Source organism: Altererythrobacter sp. GH1-8 (assembly GCF_043702085.1).
Classification (GTDB): domain Bacteria; phylum Pseudomonadota; class Alphaproteobacteria; order Sphingomonadales; family Sphingomonadaceae; genus Erythrobacter.
The window spans coordinates 401,639-422,267 of the sequence record NZ_CP171690.1; the positions used below are offsets into that span (position 1 = coordinate 401,639).

Consider the following 20,629-nt stretch of genomic DNA (forward strand, 5'->3'; position numbering starts at 1 on the left):
GCAAAGATGAACCGCGCACTAGCAACAGCTTGTCACGCGAACGGGACAAGCTTAGGCAACGCTCAGTTTCAAAGGAGAACCGATTCATGTTCAGTCATATCATGGTAGGCGCGAACGATTTCGAGAAGTCCAAGGCATTCTACAACGCGATCCTCTCGACCCTCGGGGCGGGCGAGCCAATGGTGCATGTCACCGATGAGGGCATTCACCGTGCTTTCTGGAATCACAATGGCGGGACTTTCGGCATCAGCGAGCCGATCGACGGTAAGCCGGCAACCTTTGCCAATGGCGGCACGATCGGCTTCAAGTGCGACAGCATGGAGCAGGTCCAGGCCTGGCATGATGCCGGCGTCGCCAATGGAGGCAGCACTTGCGAAGACCCGCCTGGCCGCCGCGACAGCACGATGGGCCCGATGGACCTCGCCTATCTGCGCGATCCCGATGGTAACAAGCTGTGCGGTTTCCACCGCGCCGGCTGACCGTTGATTGGGCCTCGCCACCCGCTCTCTCCGCCCTTCCACCCGGATATTAACCCGGCATGATAATCCGGGTGGAAGGGCGGAGAGAGCGGGTGGCTGGGTAGCGGATAGAAACCGCTCACCGAGATAATTCAAACACTGCAAATTCGGCGCGCCAGTTAGCTCCTGTCGCGCCGATTTGCGCTTCATCGGAAAAGAACCACTGGTTTTCTATCTGCGCGCCTTTCTCGCGGGCGAGTTCGCGGAAATCGTCAATCGTCACATGGTGGATGTTCTTCGTCGCGTACCAGCTCACCGGCAACGCGCGCGTAACCGGCATCCGCCCCCCGAACATCAGCGCCGCACGGGTGCGCCAATGCGCAAAGTTGGGGAAGCTGACAAAGGCCTTCTGACCTACGCGCAACAGCTCTTCCAGCATCCGGTCCGGCCGCGCGGCGGTTTGCAGTGTCTGGCTGAGAATAGCGTAGTCGAATGCCTTGTCAGGATAATCGGCGAGATCCCGGTCGGCATCGCCCTGAACCACGGGCAGGCCGCGAGCGACGCAGCGCTCGACCTGCTCAGGATCGATTTCAAGGCCGCGTGCATCGACCTCGCGATTGGCAGCAAGCTCCGCCATCAACGCGCCGTCACCGCAGCCGATGTCGAGCACGCGCGTGCCTGGCTTCACCGCCTGCGCGATCACAGCAAGGTCAGGGCGTAGATTTGGTCCGGGCCGCTCAGCCCCAAGATCAACCATTGAGAAAACCTTCGATAACCCGGTCGAGCGCAGGCACATCGAGCAGGAAACTGTCATGGCCGAACGGGGCGCTCAGCTCGACAAAGCTCACCTTGGCCCCGGCGGCATTGAGCGCATGGACGATGTGGCGGCTCTCCGATGTCGGGTAGAGCCAGTCGCTGTCAAAACTGACGAGGCAGAAGCGCGATTTCGATCCTGCAAAGGCATTGGCAAGTTTGCCGCCATGCTCTTCGGCCAAGTCGAAGTAATCCATCGCGCGGGTGATGTAGAGGTAGCTGTTGGCATCGAAGCGACGGGTAAAACCGCTGCCTTGATAGCGCAGATAACTTTCGACCTGGAAATCCGCATCGAAGCCAAAGCTCTTGGCGTCCCGATCCTGCAGCCGCCGCCCGAATTTCTCTGTCAGCCCCTCCTCTGAGAGGTACGTGATATGCGCCGCCATGCGCGCGACTGCGAGGCCGTTATCAGGCTTTGTGTCATGGCTGTAATAGTCGCCATCGCGCCAATTGGGGTCCGCCATGATCGCCTGCCGCCCGACCTCGTGAAAGGCGATGTTCTGCGCCGAGTGACGCGCAGTCGTTGCAATCGCGAGCACGCGCGCCGCGCGCTCCGGCCAGTTGGCGGCAAGGCTCAGCGCCTGCATTCCGCCCATGGAGCCGCCGACCACTGCGTGGAGCTGCTCGATCCCGAGCGCGTCGAGCAAACCCACCAGTCCGCGGACCATGTCGCGGATCGTTATCACCGGAAAGCGCATCGCGAGCGGCTTGCCATCACTCGCAAGGCTTGCCGGGCCGGTCGAACCCATGCAGCTGCCGATGACATTGGCGCAGATCACGTGGAAACGGTCGGTGTCCAGCGGCTTGCCAGAGCCCACCATGTTCTCCCACCAGCCCGGCTTGCCGGTGATGGGATGGTCGCTCGCCACATATTGGTCGCCGGTCAATGCATGGCAGATCAGGATCGCGTTGGACTTCGCCTCGTCAAGCGCGCCATAGGTTTCATAGGCGATGTCGACCTGCGCGAGTTCCTGCCCGCTATCGAGGGCAAGCGGGTGATCGAGCGTGATGCTTTGCGAGGTGGATGCTTTGGCCATGGCTGCCCGCCGATTGAGCGAGAGCGACCGCGCTGTCAATTGTGCTGTTTTTCAGGCGCGAATGCGTTATGCGCCATGCCGCTATGCCAACCGACCCCCAATTGAAGCCCTGGATCGAGGAATTGCGGCCCTATGTGCCGGGCAAGTCCAAATCCGATGACGGGCGCACCCTGATCAAGCTGTCGGCCAATGAGAACCCGCTGGGTTGCAGCCCGGCGGCGCTCGATGCTTTGCGCGATCCGGGCAACCCGGCCGACTATCCTGACCCCGGCGCGCTGGAATTGACCAAGGCCATTGGCAAGCTCCACGGAATCGATCCTGCCCTGATTGTTTGCGGGACCGGATCAGGCGAATTGCTGCATTGCGCTGTGCAGGCCTACGCCGGGCCGGGCGATGAAGTGCTGTTCTCGCAATACTCCTTCTCGCTCTACCCGCTGATCACGCGCAAGGTCGGCGCGGTGCCGGTCGCGGTCAAAGACGAGAATTTCGTCGCGAGCGTGGATGCGATCCTCGCTGCCGTAACGGACAAGACCCGGGTTGTATTGCTGGACAATCCGAACAACCCGTGCGGAACACATCTTGCCCGCGATGAGGTCCGCCGCTTGCATCAAGGCCTTCCAGGCAACGTCCTGCTGGTGCTGGATCAGGCCTATGCGGAATATGTCGATGACGGCATGGATGATGACGGATTGGTGCTTGCCTGGGAAGCCAGCAACGTTCTGGTGACCCGCACGTTTTCGAAAGCCTATGGCCTTGCGGGCCTCAGGATCGGTTGGGCCACGGGAGCGCCTGCGATAGTTGCTGGCCTGCAGCGACTGCGCGGGGCTTTCAACGTTTCTACGCAGGGACAGAATGCGGCATGCGCTGCGCTGGCGGATCAGGAATTTGTCGAGCGGTCGCGCCAGGCGAATGCGCGCGGTCGTCAGCGCCTGATCGAAGCCGTTCAGGCACTCGGCAATCACGGCTTGCGCGCCATCCCCAGCCAGGCGAATTTCGTCCTGGTCCTGTTCGAAGGCGAGGTCACAGCCGAAGCTGCTCTCAAGGTTCTGGCGGACGCAGGCTATGCGGTGCGCAACAACCCCAGCCCGGCCCTGCCCGATGCGCTGCGCATCACGATCGGAAGCGAGCAGCACATGGACGACGTGATCGCCACCCTGCGGCAGCTTTGCGGAGAAGCCGCATGAGCATCCACAATGTCGCCATCATCGGACTGGGACTGCTCGGCGGCTCAATCGGCCTCGCCATTCGCGAGCGCGCGCCGGACATCGTCACAACCGGGTACGATGCGGACGCGGATGTGCGCAAGCGGGCGAACGAACGCGGGCTTGCCAACCATATTGCCGAGACTGCAGCAGAAGCGGTCTGCAAGGCGGACCTCGTGATCCTGTGCGTGCCGGTCGGGGCGATGGGCAAGGCGGCGGAAGAGATTGCTGACGCTCTGCCGGACAATGCGATTATCAGCGATGTCGGCTCTTCCAAGGAGAGCGTCGCTATCGCCTTGGCGAACGCATTGCCGGGCCGCACGATCATTCCTGCCCACCCGGTCGCCGGGACGGAGCAAAGCGGGCCGGACGCAGGCTTTCCCAGCCTGTTTGCCGAACGCTGGTGCATCCTGACCCCGCCTGAAGGGGCAGATGAACAGGCGGTCGCAACGCTGGCTGAATTCTGGGAGAAGCTCGGCTCGAAGATCGAGATCATGGATGCCCAGCATCATGATCTGGTGCTCGCGGTCACCAGCCATATCCCGCACCTCATCGCCTACACGATCGTTGGCACGGCGAGCGATCTGGAAGAGGTGACGCGCGGCGAAGTGATCAAATACTCTGCGGGCGGATTTCGCGATTTCACCCGTATCGCGGCAAGCGATCCGGTGATGTGGCGGGATGTGTTCCTGAACAACAAGACCGCCGTGCTGGAGATGCTGGGCCGCTTTACCGAGGATCTGACCGCTCTCCAGCGCGCGATCCGTTCAGGCGATGGCGAAACGCTGCACGAGCTCTTCAGTCGTACCCGCGCGATCCGCCGTTCGATTATCGAACAGGGTCAGGATGATGAACGCCCGGATTTCGGGCGAGAGCATTGATCGCTTTATGAACGCGCGCCTCGATCTCCTCGCGCGGTAGCCCCGGCGGGATCGGTTCGCCAAACTTGTAGGTGATCGTGCCGGAACGCTTCCATAGCCGGTGGTAGAGCGGCCCGCTGTTCACAGCGACCGGGACAACCGGCAGGCGCAGCATCTTGTACAGCCCGGCAAAGCCTGCCTGGAGCTTGGGAGAAGTGCCGTGCGGAACGCGCGTGCCTTCGGGAAAGATGACCAGCGGCCTGCCGTCTTCGACCTTGTCCCTGGCAGAGACGATCATTCGGCGCAGCGCGGTCGCGCCTTCTTCGCGCGCGACGGGGACCAGCCCGTAAAACAATGCCGCCCTCCCCCAGCCGGGGATGTCAAACAGTTCACGCTTGGCAAAGACGCTGGGCCGTTTCAGCAAGGTCGGCGCATCAATCGCTTCGAAAAAGCTCTCATGCTTCATGGCGTAGAGCACCGGGCCGTCCTCCGGTTTCCCCTCCAGCCGAACTTCGATCCCCAGCAAGCGCGTCACGCACCAGCGATGCCAGCCGCTCCACCGCTCCACCACATTGCGCACCGCCTGTTTGCTGATCGACATTGCGACCACTGCAGCCATGACCAGCAGCGCGCTCGCGAGATAGAACAGGATATAAAAAGCAAGGCTGCGCAGGACCGGCATGGGGCAGGCCGTCAGTAGTCGACAAGGCCGGCGAGCCAGCTTGCCAGCAGCTTGTTGTATTCAAGGAACAGCCCGTCAAGCTCAAGCTCCGTCTGCACCGCATCGCGCACGATCGTGACATCGGAAGGCAGAGCCAGCTCAAGCTCATGCGCGGCGCGGCGCATGTGCCAGTCTGCCGTCACCAGTCGCAGCGACGTGATGTTGCGGTCCGCCACCCATTCTGCGGTTTCCAGGGCATTGCTCTTGGTATCAACGGCGGCAAAACCCAGCGTCACACAGCAATCCATGCGCCTGCGCGAGACCCCGAACTGCGCCGCAAATTCGCCCGGTTTCACTTCCGGATCGACGCCGGTGACCAGCAACTGCTCAGCAAGGCCCTGCTCGAGCACGCTGAGGCCTTGCGGAATCCGCCCGGCGGACCCGGTCGGCACAATCACCGCATCGGTCTGCAGATCGCCGGCAGGCTGCGGCAAGGCAAGCGAGAACCAGACAAAGCCGAAGATCCACACCAGCAGGGCGGTCGAGATGATGCGCAGGATCACAGCATCTTCCTTAACGCATTTCCGAGCGTGATGCGCGCTGTAACAACCGCAATACCGACGCCTGCGACGGGAATCATCGCAATCGCAAGCCAGTCTGACCCGTCCAGCACCCCGCCTCCGATCATGCCTGAATCGAGCGCGGCAAACTGGCTCGCCAGAATGAACACCGCGACCAGCCCGAGGCCAAGTCCGACCGCTCCGCCAGTGATAGCATCAATTCCCACCGAGCGCTGGAATATGCGCGCTATCTGGCTGTCGGTGCCGCCGAGCAGATGCACGATTTCAACTGTGTCGCGATTGTTCGCAAGCGCGCTTCGCGTCGCGAGCCAGACCGCCGTCACGGCGGTAAGGGCAAGCAGCAAGATCAAGGCGAAGGCGAGATACTGAAGCGCGGAAAGCGCGGAATAAACGGGCTGCAGCCAGCTCGATTGGGCATCAATCCGAGCGGCGGGCGCTTCCTTGGCGACGAGATTATGCAAACGCTCGATTTCTTCTGCGTTGGCCGGGCCTGTGAGCTGGACATCGATCAGCGCAGGAATGGGCACGGCATCCCCCGCATCGCCTGTACCAAGCCATGGCTCGAGCAGGGCATCGAGCTCTTCTTCAGGAACGACGCGCAGGTCCTCAACCGCCGCATCAGCGCGGAGCAGTTCAGCCGCGCGGTCCGTTTGCGCTCGGCGCTCCGCCGCGTTGGCCTCGATGACCTGGACTGTCAGAGCGCCGGACAGCTCGCCGCGCGCGCGATCCGCCAGATTGCCCAGCGACAGCGCCCCGGCACTCGCAACCACGATCAACGCGATCATGATCGCAAGGACCCACGGCACAGGGCCTGCCAGCCGAGCGCGCGGAACGATCTGCGAGGCACGCTGCTTGCCAATCCGCGCTTCGCCGCGCTTGAGCGTCTTGCGCCCGGCAAGAGGGGGCGGTTTCATGCGCCTTTCCCTTCGCCCGCTTTCGCAGCGGCTTGCCGGACTTGCACGCCTGACGAGCCTTGCGGCGGGGGCGGATAGCGCAGCATCCCGGTCGGATCGAACAGCTTGCCTTCATCGAGGCGCATGATCAGCGACGACGGGACTTTCTTGAGCAAGTGGATATCATGCGTCGCGACGACGACAGTAGTACCGAGCCGGTTGAGCGCTTCAAACAGGCGCAGCAGCTTCACTGCCATGTCCGGATCGACGTTCCCGGTCGGCTCGTCCGCGACAAGGATCCGGGGCCGCGCGATCACCGCTCGCGCGATCGCGACGCGCTGCTGCTCCCCGCCGGACAGTGATGGCGGCGGCGCATCAGAGCGGTGCGCCAGCCCGACCCATTCCAGCATGTCGGAAACGGGCTTGATGATATCGCTTTCCTTGACCCCCGCCACCCGCAGGGGAAGCGCAACATTATCGAACGCAGAGAGATGTTCGACCAGACGGAAGTCCTGGAAAACCACCCCGATCTTGCGCCGGAATGCAGGCAATTCTCCGCGCGGAAGCGTGATCAGGTCCTTGCCAAACATGCGGATCGCACCGCGTGACGGACGCTGCGCGAGGTAAAGCATCCGCAGCAGGCTGGTCTTGCCCGCCCCGCTGGTGCCGGTCAAAAAGTAGAACCGGCCTGAAAACAGCTTGAAGGACAGGTCGCGCAGCACCTCTGGCCCGGTGCCATAACGCATCCCGACATTGTCGAAACTGACGATTTCCGTCTGCCCCTCGCTCATGTTCGCGGCTCTATCGTGCGGCCCGATCCGGTGCAAACACTAACGCGCGGGCATCACGGTGTTCGATCCGATATGCGTCCAACCAGCCGCACCTTTGTGGAAAAAGCAGACATTTACGTCAGGTCGGAGGTTAAAACGCTTGTTGCATGAATGGCCGCGCCTTAAGGCTAGCGTCGGGATGATCATCGCCTGTCCAGCCTGTAGCACGCGTTATGTCGTGCCCGACGAAGCCATCGGTGTCGAAGGTCGCACTGTTCGCTGCGCCAAATGCAAACACAGCTGGTATCAGGAAGGGCCGGAGATGGAGCGGTCACCCGAGCCAGCTCCTGAACCCGTCGTAGCCCCTCCTCCTGCTCCACCTCCAGCGCCGCCGCCTCCTGAGCCGGAACCTGAGCCAGAGCCGGCTGCGGAAGAGCCTGAAGCTGAGCCTGAAGCTGAGCCTGAGCCTGTCGCGCCAGAACCAGAGCCTGAACCAGAACCTGTTGCTGAAGAACCGCAGCCCGAGCCAGAGCCGGAGAGCGATGAGCCGGAGCCTGACGAATCAGAGTTAGGCAAGGAAGATGCAGGCGCGCAGGACAAACCGGAGGAGGCTCAGCCCTCGGTCAGCCATTGGCGCACGATCGACGAAGCGCGCAAGGCCGCAGGCGTTGCTTCTGTCGCCACCGTGTCAGGGACCGTCCGCGCTGATCCGCCGCCTGCAAGTGTGCCTGAGTCGGAAGTTGTGCCGGAAGTTGTGCCGGAAGTTGTGCCGGAACCTGAGCCGCATGAAAGTATCGCGCCGGAAGCCGAACGCGAAACTGCTGAAGCCAGCGCTGAAACATTCGTCGACGAGAATCCCGAAGATACCGCGGCGGATGCAGAGGGCGAGAGCGCATCCGGCGCCCGGCAATATGTCCACGATCCGATCTACGGCCCGCCGAACCTTGATGAGGATGCTTCGGCTGAAGAGACCGCGTTCGATTATGACGCGCCGTTCAAGCCGCGCCGCAACCCGCTCAAGCTTTGGACCTGGGCGGCTGCGATCTTCGCCTTGGCCGCCATCGGCATGGTCGTGTTCCTCAATCTGCGCGGCGGCCTGCCTGACTGGATTCCGATCAAGCAGCCCGAATTCGCGCTGGAGCAGCCTGATCTTCTGCTGGAATTCCCGCAGTCAGGGCAGGATTTGCGCGCTGTTCCTGAGGGAGGAGCCTACTTCACCACCAGCGGGACTGTGACCAACATCGGCCGCGAGACCGTCGACATACCGCCGATCCGGGTCAACCTGCTCGATGACAAGGATGTCGTCGTGTTCAGCTGGGAAATCGTGCCGCCGCAAGCGGATCTGGCCCCCGGCGAATCAGTCGTCATTCGCGAAGCGGTGGCTGATGTGCCCAGCACGGCGAAATATGCAGAATTCGGCTGGAAACCAAGCTAGACGCGCCAATGACGCACCGGTGACCCACCGGTGACGTACCGGTTCGGGCGTAACCTCGCAGACAAAATCCGATAACATGCCGCCGCGGACGGCAAAGTGCTTGCAGGGCGCTTTGCCCCTTGCTAGGGGGCCGCACCTGTTCGCAAGGAAGCCCGTCTTACCACCGGGCCTTTTTCAAGACTGTGTGCGGTCGTGGCGGAACTGGTAGACGCGCAACGTTGAGGTCGTTGTGGGCTAACGCCCGTGGAAGTTCGAGTCTTCTCGACCGCACCAAACAGTCCTGGCGATCCCTCCAGCCCAGGGACACTTTCTGATGCAGGATCACGATTCCGTCCCGCTTTCCGATTGGGAAGAGCTGCCTCCCGAACAGATGCTGGCCGAGGCACGGGCATTCTTCGGACGCATGAGCACGCGTCATTCGATCCGGCAATTTTCCGACCGACCAATCCCGCGCGAGGTGATCGAACAGGCCATACTCACTGCTGGGCGCGCGCCGAGCGGGGCGAACCACCAGCCCTGGTTCTTCAGCGCGATCGGCTCGCCTGACAAGAAGAAGACCCTGCGCGAGCTTGCAGAGAAGGAAGAGCGCGCGTTCTATGAGGGCCGCGCCAGCGAAGAGTGGCTCGACGCGCTCGCGGATCTCGGCACCGATGCGCACAAGCCCTATCTTGAGACCGCGCCATGGGTCATCGCGGTGTTCGGCCAGCGCAAGGGCGGCATCGACGATGATGGCGCAACGCAAAACTACTACGTGCCGGAAAGCGTCGGGATCGCGATGGGTTTCCTCATCGCAGCGCTGCACAATGCAGGCTGCGCGATGCTGACGCATACGCCCAAGCCGATGAGCTTTCTCAACGATTTGTGCGGCCGTCCGAAGAGCGAAAAGCCATACCTGCTGTTGGTGGTCGGCTATCCCGCTGAAGGCGCGACCGTCCCGACCCATGCGCTCAAGAAGAAGCCGCTCGACCGGATCGCGAACTTCATTTGAGCGGAGGCGGCAAGCAATGAGCGGGAGAGGAAGGCACAACAGGCGATGAAGAAGAGAAATATCGCGCTCGGGATACTCGCGCTGGCAACCGCCGGGCTCGGTACGGCTGCCTATATGGCGATTCCGCAAGTGCATGATGGTGCAGTTGGCGAGGCCCCTGAACTGGGACGCTTCGGCGTGTATACTGTCGGCACCGCCGAACAGGATTTTACCTTCGAAGGCCGTGTGACCTTCACCAAGCTCGGCATGGCGACCGGCGCTGTCGAGCGCGAGGACCGCACTGTGAAGGTCCGCCTGTGGTACCCGGCAGATGGCGCGAATGGCGCGCGTCCTGTCACATACGTGCACACGATGCGGCCATCCGATATGGAGCCGTTCACGCTGCAATTCGATGGACGTGCGTTCAGCGATGTCGCGCCTGTCTCTGGCGAACAATTCCCCCTCGTCATCATAAGCCACGGCTTCAATGGGTGGAACACCCAGCTAAGCAATCTTGGCGAACACATTGCCTCGCATGGCTATATCGTCGCTTCGATCGATCACGGCGACATGCCCATCGAGGACGTCAGCGATTTCGTCCATTCCTTCAGCAAGGTGCTGGTCGACCGCTCGCTCGATCAGCGCCAGGTGCTCGGTGCTTTGCTGGCTGATGCCGCTGCCGGCCGCGGGCCAATCGCCAAGCTGATCGACCCGGAGCGCGTGGGCCTGATCGGCTATTCGATGGGCGGCTATGGCGCGATCGCGACCGCAGGCGCGGATTATGACTATGCCAGCGACACGTTCGATACGGTCCCGACAGCAGCGCTGGACGCATTGCGCGCTGCCTCAAAGGAGCCCGCGCCGCTCGATGCAGTGATCGCCTTTGCGCCGTGGGGCGGACAGCCGGACAATCGGGTGTGGAGCGCGGAGAAGCTTGGCAGGCTTTCCATCCCGGCGATGATCGTGTCCGGCAGCGAAGATGATGTTTCCAACCATGCTGAAGGCGTGCACTGGGTTTTCGAGCAGCTTCAAGGGACCACGCGCCACTTGCTGACGTACCGCGAGGCGCGGCATAATATTGTCGGCAATGCCTTTGCGATCGCGGAGGATGCGCCGTTCCGCATAGCAGAATTTCTCAATGAGCCGGTCTGGCGGCAGGACCGGATCAATGCCATCAACCAGCATTTCGTCACCGCCTTTCTCGACCTGCACCTGAAAGGCGACGCCGCCAAGGCCGCCTATCTCTCAGTGCCGGTCAGCAATGCCAATGATAGCCGCTGGCAGGCCCAGTTCGGCGAGCAATTGAACGGCAAGCTGGCAGGCGATGGCGAGCCAGAGCACTGGCGCGGCTTTCAGCGCCGCTGGGCCGTAGGGCTGAACTTCGAGACACTGGAGTCCTCGCAATAGGCGGCACCCCCTTGCAGACCTGGCCACGCGCGCTCAGATCGAATGCCCTGAGCGCGCGCCAATCAAGCAAGCACGCTGTCTTTCTTGACGGTGATCACCTGCGGATAGGTGAATTCCTTCAAGCCATCGAGACCATACTCGGCGCCAAAGCCAGACTGCTTGTGCCCGCCAAACGGCGCGAAGGGTGACAGGTGCATGTATTCGTTGATCCACACCGTGCCGGTTTCGAGCTGCTCTGCAATCTCGACCCCCTTGTCGGTGTTGCTGGTCCACACAGCGCCGGCGAGCCCGTACTCGGAATTGTTCGCGCGCGCGATCACTTCCTCCTCGGTGGAGAATTTGAGCAGCGGCATGACCGGGCCGAACTGTTCCTCTGCGACGATGCGTGCGTCTTCCGGCGGGTTATCCATGATCGTGATCGGCACGTAATAGCCCGAGCCTGACGGGTCGACATCGCCGCCGAGCAGGAACTTGTAGCCGTTCGCCTTCGCGTCCTCGATCAGCTCAAGCACGCGCTCATACTGCTTCTTGTTCTGGACCGGGCCGACCGCCGTGCCCTGCTGCGAACCATCGCCCACTTTGACGTTCTTCGCATATTCGACAATCGCTGCGCTGAGCTCGTCATAAATATCCTCGTGAATGTAGACGCGCTTCGCCGCCACACAGACCTGACCGGCATTGGCAAAGCTCGACCAGAACAGCTGTTCAGCAACCTTCTTTGGGTCAGCATCGGGCAGCACGATCGAGGCATCGTTTCCGCCCAGTTCCAGCGTGATGCGTTTGAGGTCCGCGCTCGCACCTTCCATGATCTTCTTGCCAGTCGCGGTCGAGCCAGTGAAAGTGATCTTGTCGATATCCGGATGCCCGGTGATGAGCGGGCCGAGGCTGTCTTCACCGGTGATGATGTTGACGGTGCCAGCGGGCACTTTGTCCGCGATCAGCTCTGCAACGCGCAGGGTCGTCAGCGGGGTGAAGGGCGAAGGCTTCAGCACAATCGTGCAGCCGCTCATCAGCGCCGGCACGATTTTCTGAATAGCCATCATCACAGGGAAGTTCCACGGCACGATCCCGCCCACCACGCCGACCGGCACACGCCGGGTGCGGCTGAGGCGCGTATCGCTATCTTCGCTCAGCACATCCTCGAGCTTCAGAGTCGATTGTGCCTTGGCCATGCCAGCCGCGCCAAAAATCTCGCCCTTGGCCTGATCGTGCGGCTTGCCCTGCTCACTCGTGAGCAAACGATAGAGTTCGTCAGCGTTTTCCTTGATCGCGGCAGAGATCGCCATGCAGGCGGCCTGGCGTTCTTCAAAGCTGGTTTTCTTCCAGGTCTTGAACGCAGCGCGTGCGGCGGCCACCGCACGATCCAGCTCCTCACTGCCGCAAACCGGCACTTGCCCGATCACTTGTTCCGTCGCGGGATTGACCACATCGAGCCATTCGCCGGTCTCGACCATCTCGCCGTTGATGAGGTTCTTGTACTGGGTTGCCATAGCGGGCGTTTCTCCATCTCGATTCGTATTGTGTTCGCGTGCATTCCAAGATGGACATCGCAGCCACCCTTTGCAAATGCATTTCGCTGAGCAACCTATCCGGCGCGGCAGGTCACAGCGCATTGGCGGGGCCTGTGTTAGCGATAAACTAACCAAATCTTTGCCAAGGCATGGCAAAGCGCTCTAAACGCGCGAAAGCTTTTGTTGAATCGACCTGTTTTCTTAACGCTCAACTCGCTTAGGGGGCGCATTGCATGACCAGCCCGTGGACCATCGGGATTATTGGCGGATCGGGCCTCTACGCGCTGGAGGGGCTGGAAGACGCGCAATGGATTGCGGTGGACACGCCCTGGGGCAAGCCGTCTGACGAGATCCTGTGCGGGCGGGTGGGCGATGTGCGCGTGCGGTTCCTGCCGCGCCACGGCCGGGGCCACCCAATCCCGCCTACCGAGGTCAATGCGCGGGCGAATATCGATGCCCTGAAGCGGTCAGGCTGCACGGACATTATCGCGATCTCTGCCGTCGGATCCTTGCGCGAAGAGATTGAACCGGGCCGCTTTGCCGTGGTCGAACAGTTCATCGACCGCACCAAGGCGCGCGCAGACAGCTTTTTCAGCACGGGCTTTGTTGCGCATGTTTCCATGGCAGACCCGGTATGCGAACGACTTTCTGCAATGCTGACGGAAGCGATTGCTACGGCCAAAGGCAAGATGGCAACCGGCGCGACCTATCTCGCGATGGAAGGCCCGCAATTTTCGACCCGCGCGGAAAGCCGCTTGTACCGCCAATGGGGGGCAGATGTGATCGGCATGACTGCGCTGCCCGAAGCCCGGCTTGCCCGCGAGGCAGAGCTGCCTTACGCTCTGATCGGCATGGTGACGGACTATGATTGCTGGCGCGATGGAGAGGCGGTCGACGTCGGCCAGGTCGTCGCGCAGATGCAGGCCAATTCGCAGCTTGCACGCGACGTGGTCACCAATTTCCTCAACAAACTTCCCAAGAAGCGTGCTGCTTCACCGATCGACACTGCATTGGATGATGCGGTTATTACAGCGCCCGATCAGCATGACCCTGCGGTTCTGGCAAAGCTCGACGCAGTAGCGGGAAGACTGCTCAAGCCCGCGTAGAGCGCTGGGCGCTCAACCGAGCGAGGCGAGATGCTGGTGGATTTCCGCCACGGGTACGACATCGCCATATTTCGCATTCATGTCGAACAGATTGGCCTTGTGAACAGCTTCGTGACGATCGCCGACGGCCTCTTGCGCAACGATCGGGATAAAGCCGTGCTGGCAGGCATCAACGCAAGTCGCGCGCACGCAGCCGCTGGTGGAAAGCCCGGTGATGATCAGGCTGTCATTGCCATTGGCGGTGAGGGTCGAGGCGAGCGATGTCCCGAAGAACGCGCTCGCATATTGCTTTGAAATGACCAGCTCGTCTTCGCGCGGGCTCAGCCCCTTGGGCCAGTTGCCCATAGGATGGCCGGCGACGAAATTGCGCAACGGCGCGACCTTTTGTGCAAACCGCCCGCCATCCTTCATCGAAGGGTGGAAGCTGACATTGGTATAGATGATGAGGATGCCCGCCTTGCGCGCCGCTTCAACCAGTTCGATAGCTGATGCGAGCGCGTCTTCCACGCCCGCATACAGCTCGCAATCCTTGTCGAAATAGGCTTCGACAAAGTCGATCAGGATCAGGGCCGGCTTCTTCCCGAAGCCGATCCTGCCCTCGAAGACGCCGCTATAGTTATCTGTTGCGTCTCCGCCTGTGCTGCTCACCCGAAGAGCTCCCTCGCGTTTGGATTGCTTAGAACTTGAAGCCGACTTCGACACCGTAGAGCGCGCGCGCGCCCGGTGAGATGAACGAGCCGCCAAACTCAATCGCCGGAATGACTTCAGCGACATACTTCTCGTTGAGTACATTCTCACCGAAAGCGAAGACGCTGATGTTGCCGATCTCGACACCTGCACGCAGGTTGAGCACGCCAAAGGCATCGCGCTTGGCGACGTCAAACCGGGCATTGCCGAATTCCGCTGGCAGGAAGTTGACCTGGCTGATCGGGATAAGCCCTGTGAACAGTGTCGGACGCTCCTGATCCTGTACCGAGTGGAACCAGGTCGGCCCGGTGATGCGATAGTCGGCGCGCAGGATGAGGTCGGTGTTGGCATTGAGCGGGGTATCAAGCTCCGTCCCGAGGTTGATCGTGTAGTCTGCCGTGTAAGGCGACTTGTTACCGATCGTGTAAGGACGTGAGGCGTTGGCCGTGATTTCACTGTCGGTGACGTTGACCGAGCTGAAGATGCTCCAGCCATCCATGATCTCTGCCGATACATTGAGCTCTGCGCCGGTAACTTCGACCTTGTCGATATTCGAGACGACGCGCAGCAGGCCAAAGCCGCCGACGAAGAATTCGAAGAACTGCATGTCATCGATTTCGGTGTAGTAACCGGCGAGATCGAAGGTGATGCGGCCATCAAGCAGATTGCCCTTCACACCCACTTCGAACGCGCTCGACGTTTCCTTGCCATACAGGTCTTCGATCGTCACGTTCGCGTTGATCGTGCCCGGCGTCACGCCATCATTGAACGCGGCGTCGATGATCGCCGACGAGCCCTGATTGTTGAAGCCGCCGGACTTAAAGCCGATGCCCCAGTTGGCGTAGATGTTGAGATCGGGCGAAGGCTGCCAGGCGAGGCTGACCTTGGGCTGCAGCTGCTTGAACTTGGCAGAACGGTCACCCAGCGGCTGGACCACGCCCATGTCGACCACCTGGCCCGGATTGATCGGGCCCCCGGTGATCGGGTCGAACACGGCCGGGACTTGTGAGCTGCTCGTGCGGTCTTCGATGTCATACCGAAGAGCAAGACCAGCCGTGAAATCGCCAAACTCGTATTCGGCATTACCGAAAGCGGCATAGACATCGGTCTTGAACGAGTCTGCCAGCAAGAGTGATGTGGGGTTGGTCGTGCCCGGCGCGTTGTAGAGCTGTTCAATCACGCCTTGGCCCAGATCTGCGCCGAGGCTCACACCGGTCTCACGATCGATATTGAGGTAATACAGGCCGAGCTGCCAGCTGAGCGGGCCATCCCCGTTCGAGGCCAGACGGATTTCACCGCTGATGTCGGTCTGCTCGCGGATCTGATACTGAGTGCCGTCACAGGTTGTCGGGCTGTAAGGTCCGAAGGTCGAGCCATCAGCCGGGGCAAACAGGAACGGTACCGGGGTCGGGCCAATGAAACCAGGCTGATTGACTTCGAAACCGGTCAGCGCAGCGGTCGATGCAAAGCATTGACCGGCAACCGCAGCGGCTTCCGGCGTCGGTGCGGGGAACGGGATGTAGCGCGCGAAGTCAGCCGAGGTGCCGTCCGCTACAAGGTTCTGGTCGACATCGGAATAGAGCGCCCAAGCGGTGAGCGTTGCACCATCGAATTCATGTTCGACCTTGGCCGAGATATCGAAGCTGTCCTGATCGTTCGACGGATCGATATTGTTGTAATAGCGGAACTGGTGCTCGTTCACGTCTTCGTAGAAAGCCGGGTTGAAAGCCGCGAATTCAGGCAGGTGGAAGGACGCGTTGAAGTTGATCGACGCGCCGCGCAGCTGCGAGTAGCGCGCTTTGATATCGAGCTCTGTCGCATCGCTCAGATCGGCGACGATGCGTCCATCCAATGACCACACTTCCTGGTCATCGACGTTCTTTTCATCGACGAAGATATTGCGGAAGAAACCGTCCGTGGTGCGGTAGTAGCCTGACAGCACGAAACCGAGGTTCTCGCCCAGCGGACCAGCGACATGTGCAGTCGCTTCCATGGTGTCTTCATTGGCGTAGGAAGCCTTGACCGCTCCCTCGAGAAAATCGCCGGGCTTGAGCGTCGAGAGCACAATCGCCCCTGCCGCCGCGTTGCGTCCGTAAAGCGCGCCTTGCGGCCCTTTGAGGATTTCAACCTGACGCAGCGTGCCTTGCGGCTGGTTCAGCTGCGCGGTGTTGGTCTTGAGGATGCCGTCCACTACCAGCGCGATCGAGCTTTCCGCATCGCGCGCGCCGTTGATACCGCGAATGTTGACCTGCGTATCGCCGGCTTCTGCCGTGCCTGTCACGATGGTCACACCGGGGGTCAGCTGAACAAAGTCCTCGGCATTGTCTGCTCCGGTCTTCTCCAGCGCATCTGCTGTGATAACCGCGACGGAGGCAGGGACATCCTGCAACTGTTCGTCCTGACGGCGCGCGGTCACGATAATCGCATTGCCTTCCGCTGCGTCCTCTGCGCCTTGCTGCGCAGCTGTGTCCTGCGCGAAAGCAGGGGCGGCGGAAAACAGCGCAGCCAGTGCGGCGCCCGATGCAAGCTTGGTCTTGAAGTGTGTCATCGTGAGTTCCCTGATTATCAAGGGCGGTCTGATCCGCCTTTTATTTCACTTGTTCCTGCGCGTTCAAACGCAGCAAACCGAGTTCAGTGCCCGAAACGCCAGCTATTCCCGCTCGCGCTGTGGCCAAATAGCTTCACCAAATTCAGAACGGTGTTCTACGTCAGTACGTTAGCACCGCTCATATAGACGTAGACCTCCTGGAATTTCGGGCCGTCAGGCCCTGGTCTCAGCCGCCAGAAATTGGTGTTGTAAAGGAGTGTCTCATTGCCGTCCGCATCGTGCAGCTCTGCCACGAAGCTGGCGGAAATGCGCCCGTTTGCCTCGTCCACGGTGCAGGTAAAATCGCGGTGGATGATCGTCTCGTAGGCAGCGAAGAAGTCCGTGAACATGCGCTTGATGCCGGCCTTGCCGACATGCCGCTCAAACGCGGTCTGGACGCAGAACAGCGCTTCATCGTGGAAGCAATCGAGCGTCGCCTCCATGTTCTTCGCATCGACATTCGCAAAGTATTTCTGGGTTGCGAATTCGATCAGTTCCTCGCGGTTCAATGTGGGTTCGTACTGCATCAGGCGTCTCCTTCCTTCAGCAGATTGTCACCGCTCATATAAACATAGACGCGGTGAAACAGCCGATCCTTCAGGTAAAACCGATTGCAGTTCTCATAGCGCAGCTGCTCGCCGCCATTCGGCGTGATCAGCACGGTGAACTGGCTGTTGATGCTGTTCGTCTGCGGGTCCGCGGTGTGGACGAAATTGCCATGCCAGATCTGTTCGAAATCGGCGAACAGCTTCACGAACATAGCCTTGATCGCATCGCGCCCCCTGTGAACCGTGTCGCTCGTGGCTTCGTGCAGCACCGCGTCAGGGGTGAAGCAATTGAGCACCTGATCAAGGTTCTTGTTGTCGACTCCATCGAAGTAACGCTTGGTTACGATGTCGATGTAGAAGGGATAGGGCAGCGGGGTCTGGCCCGGCCCTGCTTCACTCCAGCTATCTTCAGTATTGGCACTCATGAATACCATCCTTTGAGAATGCCCTCAGGGTTAGGGACTTGAGGCGCGGGAAACGCCTTCTTGGAATGTGCGAGGCCAAGCTCGATCTGGGTCTCCAGCATCTTGTAGGCGACCTGTCCCGGGTTCAGCACCGGGATCGGAAGCTCGCTGTCGAGATAGGCTGCGCTCTGGTGCATGGTGGTCGAGCCGAGCACGATCACATCCGCGCCGTCTTGTTCCATCGCCTTGGTCGCTTCAGCCTTCAGCTTGCCGAACACGACCTCTTCCTTGCCCTCAAGCAGTTCGGTCACGTCAGGGCGCGTGTTGATCGAGCGCAGCGATGCGCAGCGCGGCCACCAGCCGTACTCGGTGAGCGTCTTCTCGTAGAGCGGGAACCATTCCGGCCACATCGTCAGCACGGTGAACTTCTTGCCGAGCATCATCGCCATCGCAAAGGCCGCTTCACCCGGTCCGACAACGGGAATGCTGAGGGCCGAACGAAGCGGGCGCATTCCGCTATCGCTCACCGTATCGATCAGGACACCGGAGTAGCCTTCTTCCTCGGCCGTGATGCCCGCCTGGAACACGGTCCAGTCCATCAGCAGCGTATCGTGATAGCTATCGCCGTATGCTGCGCCCCATTTGACCGCTTCGAATTCGGGCTTGAAGCCGGGCCGCACAAAGTCGTCGGGAAGCTGCTCGGCACGATTGGCCACGCCCGCTTCATCCATGGGGATAGGTACGATGACCTTGATCCGTTTGGGATCGCTCATATCCACAATCTCCCTTGACGCGCCACCTATTGTATACAATTCCTCTGCGTCAAGGAAAAACCGTCTGCGGCAAGTTTCGGGACGTCTTGCAGTGATCTGAGGAGGTCTAAGGGTTGTCTAAGGGTTGTCTAAGGGTCGTCTGGCGCCATCTGAAGCGGGCAATCCCATGCCGAAGGACCAGAAATGAGCCGTGCCTCTGATAGGGCGTATGACTCGATCCGCGCTCATGTGCTGAGCGGGGCGACAGCGCCGGGCGAACAGCTGACGGAAGAACAGTTGGCGGAGATCGCAGGGGTCAGCCGCACGCCGGTGCGCGATGCGGTGCGCCGCTTGGAGGCAGAGCTGCTTTTGGTGCGCAGCGAATCGAAGCGGATCTTTGTGGCCGATTGGAGCCGCGATGACATCGACGAGATGTTCACGCTGCGCGAAATGCTGGAGGGCCATGCGGCAGAGCGCGCTGCAACGCGGATCACCCCCGGCCAGCTCGCCGCGATGGAAGAGGTCAACGCGCAGCTCCATGCTGCGGTCGCAGGGGATGCGCCGGACATCGCCGCATTCCTCGATGCGAACCGCGCGTTTCACGAGATCATCACCGATGCGAGTCACTCGCCGCGCCTGGCGCAGGTGCTCGCTCTGCTGGTTGAAGCGCCGGTCGTTCTGCGCACCGCGCGCAGCTACTCGGTGGAGGATCTGCGCCGGTCAGCGCGCGATCATGACGAGCTGATCGCAGCCTTTCGCGCACGCGACAAAGGGTGGGCCCGCGCGGTCATGGCAAGCCACTTACGGCGTGCGTTTCACACCTTCGCGGCAAGCGCGCAAGAGATCGATGGTGGCGGATAGGCGGGTGCGCGTTCCAACTGCTCCCACTGTCCGGGCAGGAAGTGCGCAATCAAATCCGGTCGGGATATTTTTCCAGCAGCACGCGCTTGTGAAAGTCAGGGATATCCTCGACCGAGTGGAATTTGCGGCCATTCGCAAGATCGAGCAGCAAATCCTCGTCCGCCTCTGAATAGCCCATCCACGGCTTCTCGAACGCCTTGTTTACCCCACAGAAGCTGTAGTCGAGCGCAATCCCTTCGCGATCAGGATCCATCACGTCATCATAGGATGAGCGCCACATATTCTCCGTGAATCGCGGCTGGTGCTTGCCTGGCTTGCTATATGTCCCACCGGCGAACAGGACCAGCTCGTCGCCCCAGCGCTTGAAATGGCTGAGCTTGGGTTCATCAGGATCGTCATCAACGAATTGCGGCTCTTCCACAAAGCGGCTGCCGCCTTTGGGGAAGATGATGAAGTTCTCCACGAACAGCTGGTCCTCCAGTTTCATCAGCGTGCCATTATACGGGTTCCGCAGCTCGTCGACCGGCTCCATCGTTGCCGGGTCGAGATATCGCGCGGTGTACATGGAACGCATCAGGATCGACCCGTCTGGCAATCCCGGATATTCAGTCGGATCGGGTACCTGCAATTGCCAGGTGAACATGCCCGCTCCGCCCAGAATGGGCCCGCCGGGCAGCTCCTCGCGCGCAAGCATCAGGCGGACCAGCATCGGAATATAAGTGCGTTTGCCGATGAGGTTGCCGGTCATCTTGAGCCGCGCAAGCTTGTTGTCTACCGGGTCCTGAAGATCGAAGTTGCCATGCTTCGGCGCGATCCAGGGTGTGCCATCCATCTCGCCTTTCGTGAACCACTTGGTACGGTCATAGGCGTTAAAGAAGTCGGCTTCCCCTTCATCGGCCTGAGCCTGAGCGGCCAACCGAGTACCGCTCGCCGCAAGGGCAAGGCCGCCGCCCAGCACTGACAACATGGCGCGGCGGCTCGCTCGAAACAGTCCGCCTTCAGCATTATTGCGATCCGAGAATTGTTGCCGTTCCATCCGCGTACCTCCACAAGTTCCTCGGCCAGGAGGCTATACTCCGGCGTGGGAGC

Annotated in this window: 21 protein-coding genes and 1 tRNA gene; 9 read left to right on the forward strand and 13 right to left on the reverse strand. The window is 61.0% G+C overall.

Features of this window, described 5'->3' with window-relative positions; genetic code table 11:
- Nucleotides 1-86 precede the first annotated feature (86 nt).
- On the forward strand, nucleotides 87-479 hold the full coding sequence (locus ACG9DO_RS01940; protein WP_394730039.1) for a VOC family protein: 393 nt from the start codon (nucleotides 87-89) through the stop codon (nucleotides 477-479).
- A gap of 118 nt (nucleotides 480-597) precedes the next feature.
- Here ACG9DO_RS01940 and metW read toward each other — a convergent pair whose 3' ends face one another.
- Both metW and ACG9DO_RS01950 read right to left on the reverse strand, forming a co-directional pair.
- A complete protein-coding gene (gene metW, locus ACG9DO_RS01945) occupies nucleotides 598-1,215 on the reverse strand; it encodes a methionine biosynthesis protein MetW (protein WP_394730040.1) in 618 nt (205 codons plus the stop codon).
- Nucleotides 1,208-2,308 (reverse strand): homoserine O-acetyltransferase, encoded by a 1,101-nt coding sequence (locus ACG9DO_RS01950; protein WP_394730041.1) that lies wholly within the window; start codon nucleotides 2,306-2,308, stop codon nucleotides 1,208-1,210. The genes metW and ACG9DO_RS01950 overlap by 8 nt, the downstream gene beginning before the upstream one ends.
- Nucleotides 2,309-2,391: 83 nt before the next feature.
- On the opposite strand from ACG9DO_RS01950, the gene ACG9DO_RS01955 reads away from it, so the two are divergent.
- Both ACG9DO_RS01955 and ACG9DO_RS01960 read left to right on the forward strand, forming a co-directional pair.
- Nucleotides 2,392-3,492 (forward strand): pyridoxal phosphate-dependent aminotransferase, encoded by a 1,101-nt coding sequence (locus tag ACG9DO_RS01955; protein WP_394730042.1) that lies wholly within the window; start codon nucleotides 2,392-2,394, stop codon nucleotides 3,490-3,492.
- On the forward strand, nucleotides 3,489-4,391 hold the full coding sequence (locus ACG9DO_RS01960; RefSeq protein WP_394730043.1) for a prephenate/arogenate dehydrogenase family protein: 903 nt from the start codon (nucleotides 3,489-3,491) through the stop codon (nucleotides 4,389-4,391). The genes ACG9DO_RS01955 and ACG9DO_RS01960 overlap by 4 nt, the downstream gene beginning before the upstream one ends.
- Here ACG9DO_RS01960 and ACG9DO_RS01965 read toward each other — a convergent pair.
- The 4 genes from ACG9DO_RS01965 to ftsE are packed head-to-tail and all read right to left on the reverse strand — an operon-like array spanning nucleotide 4,339 to nucleotide 7,296.
- Nucleotides 4,339-5,052, reverse strand: a complete 714-nt coding sequence (locus ACG9DO_RS01965; protein WP_394730044.1) for a lysophospholipid acyltransferase family protein — start codon at nucleotides 5,050-5,052, stop codon at nucleotides 4,339-4,341. The genes ACG9DO_RS01960 and ACG9DO_RS01965 overlap by 53 nt on opposite strands.
- 11 nt (nucleotides 5,053-5,063) lie before the next feature.
- Nucleotides 5,064-5,594, reverse strand: coding sequence for a YdcF family protein (locus ACG9DO_RS01970; protein ID WP_394730045.1), 531 nt, complete (start codon nucleotides 5,592-5,594; stop codon nucleotides 5,064-5,066).
- The gene (locus tag ACG9DO_RS01975) at nucleotides 5,591-6,526 is read right to left on the reverse strand and encodes a cell division protein FtsX (protein WP_394730046.1); all 936 of its coding nucleotides are present in this window, start codon (nucleotides 6,524-6,526) and stop codon (nucleotides 5,591-5,593) included. Before ACG9DO_RS01975 ends, ACG9DO_RS01970 begins: the two co-directional genes overlap by 4 nt.
- Nucleotides 6,523-7,296, reverse strand: coding sequence for a cell division ATP-binding protein FtsE (gene ftsE, locus ACG9DO_RS01980; RefSeq protein ID WP_394730047.1), 774 nt, complete (start codon nucleotides 7,294-7,296; stop codon nucleotides 6,523-6,525). The genes ACG9DO_RS01975 and ftsE overlap by 4 nt, the downstream gene beginning before the upstream one ends.
- Before the next feature lie 178 nt (nucleotides 7,297-7,474).
- Between ftsE and ACG9DO_RS01985 the strand changes: the two genes are divergently transcribed.
- The 4 genes from ACG9DO_RS01985 to ACG9DO_RS02000 all read left to right on the forward strand — a co-directional run bounded on the left by ACG9DO_RS01985 (nucleotide 7,475) and on the right by ACG9DO_RS02000 (nucleotide 11,084).
- Nucleotides 7,475-8,710: an MJ0042-type zinc finger domain-containing protein gene (locus ACG9DO_RS01985; RefSeq protein WP_394730048.1), complete on the forward strand. Its 1,236-nt coding sequence runs from the start codon at nucleotides 7,475-7,477 to the stop codon at nucleotides 8,708-8,710.
- Between the two features lie 186 nt (nucleotides 8,711-8,896).
- Nucleotides 8,897-8,983: transfer RNA gene (locus ACG9DO_RS01990), tRNA-Leu, on the forward strand.
- Between the two features lie 40 nt (nucleotides 8,984-9,023).
- The gene (locus ACG9DO_RS01995) at nucleotides 9,024-9,698 is read left to right on the forward strand and encodes a nitroreductase family protein (RefSeq protein ID WP_394730049.1); all 675 of its coding nucleotides are present in this window, start codon (nucleotides 9,024-9,026) and stop codon (nucleotides 9,696-9,698) included.
- 45 nt (nucleotides 9,699-9,743) lie between these two features.
- On the forward strand, nucleotides 9,744-11,084 hold the full coding sequence (locus ACG9DO_RS02000; protein ID WP_394730050.1) for an alpha/beta hydrolase family protein: 1,341 nt from the start codon (nucleotides 9,744-9,746) through the stop codon (nucleotides 11,082-11,084).
- A 62-nt stretch (nucleotides 11,085-11,146) separates the two neighbouring features.
- On the opposite strand, the gene ACG9DO_RS02005 is transcribed toward ACG9DO_RS02000, so the two are convergent.
- Nucleotides 11,147-12,574, reverse strand: a complete 1,428-nt coding sequence (locus tag ACG9DO_RS02005) for an aldehyde dehydrogenase family protein (protein WP_394730052.1) — start codon at nucleotides 12,572-12,574, stop codon at nucleotides 11,147-11,149.
- A 254-nt stretch (nucleotides 12,575-12,828) separates the two neighbouring features.
- Between ACG9DO_RS02005 and mtnP the strand changes: the two genes are divergently transcribed.
- Nucleotides 12,829-13,701, forward strand: coding sequence for an S-methyl-5'-thioadenosine phosphorylase (gene mtnP / locus ACG9DO_RS02010; protein ID WP_394730053.1), 873 nt, complete (start codon nucleotides 12,829-12,831; stop codon nucleotides 13,699-13,701).
- A gap of 12 nt (nucleotides 13,702-13,713) precedes the next feature.
- On the opposite strand, the gene ACG9DO_RS02015 is transcribed toward mtnP, so the two are convergent.
- The 5 genes from ACG9DO_RS02015 to ACG9DO_RS02035 form a co-directional block, all read right to left on the reverse strand.
- Nucleotides 13,714-14,349, reverse strand: a complete 636-nt coding sequence (locus tag ACG9DO_RS02015; protein WP_394730054.1) for an isochorismatase family protein — start codon at nucleotides 14,347-14,349, stop codon at nucleotides 13,714-13,716.
- 28 nt (nucleotides 14,350-14,377) lie between these two features.
- Nucleotides 14,378-16,936 (reverse strand): TonB-dependent receptor, encoded by a 2,559-nt coding sequence (locus tag ACG9DO_RS02020; protein ID WP_394730055.1) that lies wholly within the window; start codon nucleotides 16,934-16,936, stop codon nucleotides 14,378-14,380.
- Between the two features lie 155 nt (nucleotides 16,937-17,091).
- On the reverse strand, nucleotides 17,092-17,502 hold the full coding sequence (locus tag ACG9DO_RS02025; protein WP_394730056.1) for a nuclear transport factor 2 family protein: 411 nt from the start codon (nucleotides 17,500-17,502) through the stop codon (nucleotides 17,092-17,094).
- The gene (locus tag ACG9DO_RS02030; protein WP_394730057.1) at nucleotides 17,502-17,948 is read right to left on the reverse strand and encodes a nuclear transport factor 2 family protein; all 447 of its coding nucleotides are present in this window, start codon (nucleotides 17,946-17,948) and stop codon (nucleotides 17,502-17,504) included. The genes ACG9DO_RS02025 and ACG9DO_RS02030 overlap by 1 nt, the downstream gene beginning before the upstream one ends.
- Complete coding sequence (locus ACG9DO_RS02035) at nucleotides 17,945-18,700, reverse strand: aspartate/glutamate racemase family protein (protein ID WP_394730058.1); 756 nt, start codon at nucleotides 18,698-18,700, stop codon at nucleotides 17,945-17,947. The genes ACG9DO_RS02030 and ACG9DO_RS02035 overlap by 4 nt, the downstream gene beginning before the upstream one ends.
- Nucleotides 18,701-18,883: 183 nt before the next feature.
- Between ACG9DO_RS02035 and ACG9DO_RS02040 the strand changes: the two genes are divergently transcribed.
- The gene (locus ACG9DO_RS02040) at nucleotides 18,884-19,540 is read left to right on the forward strand and encodes a GntR family transcriptional regulator (RefSeq protein WP_394730059.1); all 657 of its coding nucleotides are present in this window, start codon (nucleotides 18,884-18,886) and stop codon (nucleotides 19,538-19,540) included.
- A gap of 49 nt (nucleotides 19,541-19,589) precedes the next feature.
- Here the strand turns inward: ACG9DO_RS02040 and ACG9DO_RS02045 are convergent, their stop codons facing one another.
- Entirely contained in the window at nucleotides 19,590-20,576 is a 987-nt protein-coding gene (locus ACG9DO_RS02045) for a hypothetical protein (protein ID WP_394730060.1), read from the reverse strand.
- Nucleotides 20,577-20,629 lie beyond the last annotated feature (53 nt).

Bases quoted from the DNA above. Each gene is read 5' to 3' on its own strand.
- ACG9DO_RS01940 (WP_394730039.1), top strand. From the start codon at position 87: ATGTTCAGTCATATCATGGTAGGCGCGAACGATTTCGAGAAGTCCAAG.
- metW (WP_394730040.1), bottom strand. From the start codon at position 1,215: ATGGTTGATCTTGGGGCTGAGCGGCCCGGACCAAATCTACGCCCTGAC.
- ACG9DO_RS01950 (WP_394730041.1), bottom strand. From the start codon at position 2,308: ATGGCCAAAGCATCCACCTCGCAAAGCATCACGCTCGATCACCCGCTT.
- ACG9DO_RS01955 (WP_394730042.1), top strand. From the start codon at position 2,392: ATGCCAACCGACCCCCAATTGAAGCCCTGGATCGAGGAATTGCGGCCC.
- ACG9DO_RS01960 (WP_394730043.1), top strand. From the start codon at position 3,489: ATGAGCATCCACAATGTCGCCATCATCGGACTGGGACTGCTCGGCGGC.
- ACG9DO_RS01965 (WP_394730044.1), bottom strand. From the start codon at position 5,052: ATGCCGGTCCTGCGCAGCCTTGCTTTTTATATCCTGTTCTATCTCGCG.
- ACG9DO_RS01975 (WP_394730046.1), bottom strand. From the start codon at position 6,526: ATGAAACCGCCCCCTCTTGCCGGGCGCAAGACGCTCAAGCGCGGCGAA.
- ftsE (WP_394730047.1), bottom strand. From the start codon at position 7,296: ATGAGCGAGGGGCAGACGGAAATCGTCAGTTTCGACAATGTCGGGATG.
- ACG9DO_RS01985 (WP_394730048.1), top strand. From the start codon at position 7,475: ATGATCATCGCCTGTCCAGCCTGTAGCACGCGTTATGTCGTGCCCGAC.
- ACG9DO_RS01995 (WP_394730049.1), top strand. From the start codon at position 9,024: ATGCAGGATCACGATTCCGTCCCGCTTTCCGATTGGGAAGAGCTGCCT.
- ACG9DO_RS02000 (WP_394730050.1), top strand. From the start codon at position 9,744: ATGAAGAAGAGAAATATCGCGCTCGGGATACTCGCGCTGGCAACCGCC.
- ACG9DO_RS02005 (WP_394730052.1), bottom strand. From the start codon at position 12,574: ATGGCAACCCAGTACAAGAACCTCATCAACGGCGAGATGGTCGAGACC.
- mtnP (WP_394730053.1), top strand. From the start codon at position 12,829: ATGACCAGCCCGTGGACCATCGGGATTATTGGCGGATCGGGCCTCTAC.
- ACG9DO_RS02020 (WP_394730055.1), bottom strand. From the start codon at position 16,936: ATGACACACTTCAAGACCAAGCTTGCATCGGGCGCCGCACTGGCTGCG.
- ACG9DO_RS02025 (WP_394730056.1), bottom strand. From the start codon at position 17,502: ATGCAGTACGAACCCACATTGAACCGCGAGGAACTGATCGAATTCGCA.
- ACG9DO_RS02030 (WP_394730057.1), bottom strand. From the start codon at position 17,948: ATGAGTGCCAATACTGAAGATAGCTGGAGTGAAGCAGGGCCGGGCCAG.
- ACG9DO_RS02035 (WP_394730058.1), bottom strand. From the start codon at position 18,700: ATGAGCGATCCCAAACGGATCAAGGTCATCGTACCTATCCCCATGGAT.
- ACG9DO_RS02040 (WP_394730059.1), top strand. From the start codon at position 18,884: ATGAGCCGTGCCTCTGATAGGGCGTATGACTCGATCCGCGCTCATGTG.
- ACG9DO_RS02045 (WP_394730060.1), bottom strand. From the start codon at position 20,576: ATGGAACGGCAACAATTCTCGGATCGCAATAATGCTGAAGGCGGACTG.